The 6,000-nt window shown below is 70.5% G+C and carries 4 protein-coding genes; 3 read left to right on the forward strand and 1 reads right to left on the reverse strand.

The window, feature by feature from the left end; all coding sequences use genetic code 11:
• Positions 1–80: 80 nt before the first annotated feature.
• Entirely contained in the window at positions 81–1,499 is a 1,419-nt protein-coding gene (locus tag ACZ4VT_RS25970; protein WP_467953094.1) for an NAD(P)/FAD-dependent oxidoreductase, read from the forward strand.
• Between the two features lie 135 nt (positions 1,500–1,634).
• Entirely contained in the window at positions 1,635–3,494 is a 1,860-nt protein-coding gene (locus tag ACZ4VT_RS25975) for an ATP-binding SpoIIE family protein phosphatase (RefSeq protein ID WP_467953109.1), read from the forward strand.
• A 112-nt stretch (positions 3,495–3,606) separates the two neighbouring features.
• On the opposite strand, the gene ACZ4VT_RS25980 is transcribed toward ACZ4VT_RS25975, so the two are convergent.
• On the reverse strand, positions 3,607–4,902 hold the full coding sequence (locus ACZ4VT_RS25980; protein WP_467953097.1) for an MFS transporter: 1,296 nt from the start codon (positions 4,900–4,902) through the stop codon (positions 3,607–3,609).
• Positions 4,903–5,035: 133 nt separating this feature from the next.
• Between ACZ4VT_RS25980 and ACZ4VT_RS25985 the strand changes: the two genes are divergently transcribed.
• Positions 5,036–5,572, forward strand: coding sequence for a MarR family winged helix-turn-helix transcriptional regulator (locus ACZ4VT_RS25985; protein WP_362815129.1), 537 nt, complete (start codon positions 5,036–5,038; stop codon positions 5,570–5,572).
• Positions 5,573–6,000 lie beyond the last annotated feature (428 nt).

Consider the following 6,000-nt stretch of genomic DNA (forward strand, 5'->3'; position numbering starts at 1 on the left):
TCCACCCCGCCCCAGCACCACCTCCGGTCACACAATTTGTCGGGCCTGTGGACAAACTCCCGGCCACGTTGCGTCATGGGATGGTGAAGGCTGCTAACTCCCGGGGCACGGCCCCCGGTACCCCGCCCCGTACGCGCATCCTGATCGTCGGCGGCGGCTACGTCGGCATGTATACGGCGCTCCGGCTCCAGCGAAAGCTGAGAACCGGCGAAGCCGAGGTCACGGTGGTCACCGCCGAGCCCTACATGACGTACCAGCCCTTCCTCCCCGAAGCGGCCGCCGGCGCGATCTCCCCCCGCCACGTCGTGGTCCCCCTGCGCCGCGTCCTCGGCAAGTGCCGCATCGTCATCGGCGAGGCCCAGCACATCGACCACTCCAAACGGACCGTGACCGTCGCCACCCTCGCCACCGCCGACGAGGGCACCGGCCCCGTCGAGATGGAGTACGACGAACTCGTCCTCGCCCCGGGCTCGATCTCCCGTACCCTCCCGGTCCCCGGACTCGCCGACTACGGCATCGGGTTCAAGACCGTCGAAGAGGCCATCGGCCTGCGCAACCACGTCATCGAGCAGATGGACATCGCCTCCTCCACCCGCGATCCCGCCCTCCGCGACGCCGCCCTCACCTTCGTCTTCGTCGGCGGCGGATTCGCCGGCGTCGAAGCCCTCGGCGAGCTGGAGGACATGGCCCGCTATGCGGCGCGGTACTACCACAACATCAAGCCCGAGGACATGAAATGGGTCCTCGTCGAGGCCAGCGACCGGATCCTCCCCGAGGTCGGCCCCGAGATGGGCGTCTACACGGTCCGCGAACTGCGCCGCCGCAACATCGACGTCCGCCTGGAGACCCGCCTCGAATCCTGCGAGAACCGCGTCGCCGTCCTCAGCGACGGCGCCCGCTTCCCCACCCGCACCATCGTGTGGACCGCCGGAGTCAAACCGCACCCCATCCTGGCCGCCTCCGACCTCCCCAAGAACGAGCGCGGCCGGCTGGCCTGCACCTCCTTCCTCACCGTCGAAGGAGTCGAGCACGCCTGGGCCGCGGGCGACGCCGCCGCCGTCCCCGACATCACCGCGGCCGAGAAGGGCACCGAATGCGCCCCCAACGCGCAGCACGCCGTGCGCCAGGCCAAGGTCCTCGCCGACAACCTCCTCGCCGCCCTGCGCGGCGAGGTCCTGACCGAGTACGCCCACAAGTACGTGGGCTCCGTCGCCTCCCTCGGCCTCCACAAGGGCGTCGCCCACGTCTACGGCCGCAAGCTCAAGGCCTACCCGGCCTGGTTCATGCACCGCGCCTACCACCTCAGCCGCGTCCCCAGCTTCAACCGGAAAATGCGCGTGCTCTCCGAATGGACCCTCTCCGGCCTCTTCAAGCGTGAGATCGTCTCCCTGGGATCCCTCGAACACCCCAGGGCAGAATTCGAACTGGCCGCAGGTGGCGGCCCGAAGCCCCCTCCCCCGCCCCCCGCCCCCAACCCCCCGAAGAACGGCCAGGGCTGACGTTGTCAGTGCGGTCGGCCACACTGGACGTGTGACCATAGGTGGGCTCACCCCTGCACAGAGTGACATCGTCCAGTCAGCGACCGCCCACGAGCGACACAGCGACCACTCGCGACACCACGAGGCTTGAACGCAGTGAACTTCACGCGCTGGAGCGCCCGGTTTCCCGGAACGCAGCGCCGCGCCGCCGCCCGGACCGAACATGCCGCCGCCCAGGCCAAGCGGGGTGAAGGCGCGGTCCCGGCAGCCCGCGGCGGCCGCGCCGACCCCGGAACCGAGCGGGCCGCGCCCGCCGCCGACGGCAAGCCCGCCGACCCCACGGTCTCCGGAACCGGCACGGGCACCGGCGGCGGATCAGGCACCGGTTCCGGTCCCGGCATCGGCAGCGGCAGCGGCAGCGGCAGCGGCACGACCACGGCCCAGCGGACCGGCGTCCTCGCCGCCGTACCCTCCCTCGACGAGCTCTCCGTACGCGAGGTCCTGGGCCGGCTCCCGGCCCTCGTCGCCCTCGTCCACGGCCCCGAGCACCGCGTCGCCTACGTCAACGACGCCTACACCGCGGGCTTCGGCACCCGCACCCCCGGCGCCCCCGCCCACGAGGCCCTCCCCGAACTCGGCGAGCTCGGCCTGCTCCCGCTCCTCGATCAGGTCCAGCGCAGCGGCAAGTCCCGTACCGCCAAGAACCGCACCGCACCCGGCGGCGCCCACTCGTACACGGTCACGTGTACCCCCGTCGAGTTCCCCAAGGCCAAGCCCCCCGCGAACACGGCGGCCGAAGCCGGGAGCGAGGCGGAGGCCCACCACACCGGCGTCCTCATCCACCTCGCCGACGTCACCGACCACGCCGAAGCCGTCGAACGGCTCCGCGCCAGCGAACGCCGCCAGCGCGAGGCCGCCGTCACCCTCCAGCGCTCCCTGCTCCCGCAGGAACTGGAACAGCCCGACGACCTGCGCGTCGCCGCCACCTACCAGCCCGGCGGCACCGAGGCCGCCGTCGGCGGCGACTGGTACGACGTCATCACCCTCGGCGCCGGCCGCACCGCCCTCGTCATCGGCGACGTCATGGGCCGCGGGGTCCGCGCCGCCGCCGTCATGGGCCAGCTCCGCACCGCCGTCCGCGCGTACGCCCGCCTCGACCTGCCCCCGCACGAGGTGCTCCAGCTCCTCGACGGCCTCGCCGCCGAGATCGACGCCAGCCAGATCGCGACCTGCGTGTACGCCGTCCACGACCCCAACGAGGGGCTCCTCGCGTACGCCTCCGCGGGCCACCTCCCGATCCTGGTCCGCGACGAGGACGGCACCGTCCGCAGAGCCGCCGACCCCACCGGCCCGCCGCTCGGCACCGGCGGCTGGCTGCACACCTCGGGCACCATCGCGCTCGGCCCCGGCTCCACCGCCGTCCTCTACACTGACGGCCTGGTCGAACGCCGCGGCGAGGACATCGACGAGGGCGTCGCCGCCCTGGAACGCGCCCTCTCCGGCGCCCAGGGCACCCCGGCCGTCATCTGCGACCGCCTGATGCGCGCCCTCGGCGTGGACGCCGACCACGACGACGACGTCGCCGTGATGGTCCTCCAGCAGCCCGCCCGCACCGGCGCGGACGCCGAGCTCTTCCACAACGCCGCCCTGGAACTCCTCGGCGGCATCGAGGCGGCCCCGCGCGCCCGCGCTTTCGCCCAGGGCGTCCTCGCCTCCTGGCGCTTCCCCGTCGAACTGTGCGACCTCGGCGTCCTGGCCGCCAGCGAGCTCGTCGCGAACTCCCTCCAGCACGGCACCCCGCCGATGCGCCTGCGACTGCGCCGCACCGACCGCCGCCTGATCATCGAGGTCACCGACGGGGACGACCACCTCCCACGCCGCCGCCGCGCCGAACCGGGCGACGAGACCGGCCGCGGCATCTCGATCATCGCCACCATCGCCTCCTCCTGGGGCTCCCGGCGCACCCCGGGCGGCGGCAAGGCCGTCTGGTGCGAGTTCGCCCTGCCGGACAAGTAGCCGGCCGCACGGAACAGCCGGACACGCGGAAGGCCCCGGTCCTTGTGGACCGGGGCCTTCCGTACGCCCGTGCGCATATACGCGCCGTGCGTGCCCTGCGTGCCGTACGTGGTTACGCGCTCACGGGCTCCGCGGCGGCGTCGGCCCTGGCCGCCACGACCGGACCGCCCTGCGCCACGACCCGGCTCGCCAGCCACGGATTGTCCTGCGCCGGGCTCAGCCGCCTGCCGAGCCGCAGCGCCAGACCGGCGATCCCCAGCGACACGAGCACGAAGACGCCGATGTAGAGCATCGGAACGCCCGCACCGAGCGGCACCCCGAGCGGCCCCAGCGCCAGTGCCATCTGCTTGACCAGCGCGAAGGCCGAGTTGTACTGGCCCACCGAGCCCTCGGGAGCGAGGTCCGCCACCAGCGGCGCCAGGGTCGGCGACAGCATGGCCTCGCCGATGCCGAAGAGCGCGTACGTGCTGATGAACGCGGCGGCGGCCATCATGGCGCTGCCGTGCCCCAGCCCCGAGAAACCGGCGATGAGCCACGCCACGGTCCAGATCAGACCGACCAGCGCGATCACCCGGGACCGCCGGCGCTTCTCGACCAGCCTGAGCACGACGAACTGCGCGACGACGATGGCACCGGTGTTGGCGGCCAGCGCGAAACCGAGCGTGGACGGGGAGATCCCGGCGGCCTCGGTACCGAAGGCGGCCAGACCCGACTCGAACTGCCCGTAGCAGGCGAAGAACACCACGAAGCCCAGGACGCACAGCTGCACCATGGCCCTGTGCCGGAGCAGCCGCTTCCAGCCGCCGCCCGCCCGTGCCGTGTCCTTGGGCCGGGCGTCCTTGAAGCCCTGCACCTGCGGCAGACGGACGGTGGCGATGACACCGGCCAGCACCAGGAACATCACGGCCTCGATGCCGAACAGCAGGGTGAAGCTGCCGGGCCGGCTCTCGTCGACGATCTGGCCGCCGATGAGACCGCCGATGCCCAGACCCAGGTTCTGCATGAAGAACTGCAGGGCGAAGGCCCGCGTCCGGGTGGACGGCGTGGAGCACCACACGATCATCGTGGCCAGTGCCGGCTGCATCACGGCCTGCCCGGCGCCGAGCGCCAGCGCGGACAGCAGGATCGGCACGATGCCGGTGGCCAGCCCGAGCGAGAGCGCACCGGCCGAGGCGGCGACGGCCGCACCCATGACCACGGGCACCGGACCACGTCGGTCGATGACCCGACCGGTGAAGGGCAGCGCGACGAGAGCGCCCAGGGCGAAGGCCACGAACGCGCTCGTGGCGGCCATGGAGCCCAGATCTCGCACCTGCGCCACATAGATGTAGAGGAACGGAACCGTGAAACCGATGCCGAACGCGGTCAGCGCGTTCCCGGCCTGGATCCGCCGCATCGCAGCGCCCATCACCCTGGTCACTTCTCACCTGCCTTTGAGAGCCGAAGACTGAAGACTTCAGAACTTCACATCTAAACTTCGATGCTTAACTCTACACATCGAAGGAGTTAGATGCCAACGGGTTCGTGCCATACTTCGACCCATGGGTGACACCCCCGACGGCACTACGCCCGTCCACGAGCCGAGCCTCGATGAGCAGATCGCCGTCTACCAGCGCGAGTTCCAGGACCTCGACCCCCAGGTCGAGAAGGTCGTGTCGGCACTGAGCCGCCTGCACCGCCGGATGAACGTCGCGTACGGACGCCAGACCGCGGCCCTGGGCATCAGCAACGCGGAGTGGGAGGTCCTCAAGGCCCTCGTCATCTCCGGTTCCCCGTACCGGATGGGCCCGAGCGAGCTCGCGAAGCAGCTGGGCCTCACGCCGGCTGCGATGACCCACCGGATCGACCGCATGACCGCGGAAGGACTGGTCACCCGCGAACGGGACGAGTCCAACCGGGTCCGCGTGATCGTGGAGCTCACCGACGAGGGCCGCAGCAAGTGGCTGGACGCGATGCGCGCGGCCACGGTCTTCGAGGAGGACCTCCTCCAGGACCTCTCCACGGCGGAGCGCGGGGTGCTGGGCGACATGCTCACCCGGCTGCTGGACCGCGTGGAGGATCTCCAGTCCCCCAGCTGACCACCGGGGTTGACACGATCCGTGTGGATCCGTAAGGTTCTTCGAGTTGTCCCTGAGCCGGAAGGTTTAGACGACAACGAATCCCGCCGCCTCGTTGCGGCACCCAACTCAGCACGATCTCCCACTGGGAACGAATTTGGCGTGCCCGAATTCATTTCCGAAGGCCGATTATGAATCGCCGGGGAAATCCACTAGAGTTCGGGAGTCGGAAGGGCCCAACAGCCCGGAAGGCAAACCCCGCTGACTGGGGGTCAGGCCCGAAAGGATCTGATAGAGTCGGAAACGCAAGAACAGAACGAAAGCCCGGAGGAAAGCCCCAGCGAATGTAGCTGTGGGTGAGTACAAAGGAAGCGTCCGTTCCTTGAGAACTCAACAGCGTGCCAAAAATCAACGCCAGAAGTTGATACCCCGTCCACTTCGGTGGATGA

It is taken from the genome of Streptomyces sp. NPDC029164, from assembly GCF_055563995.1.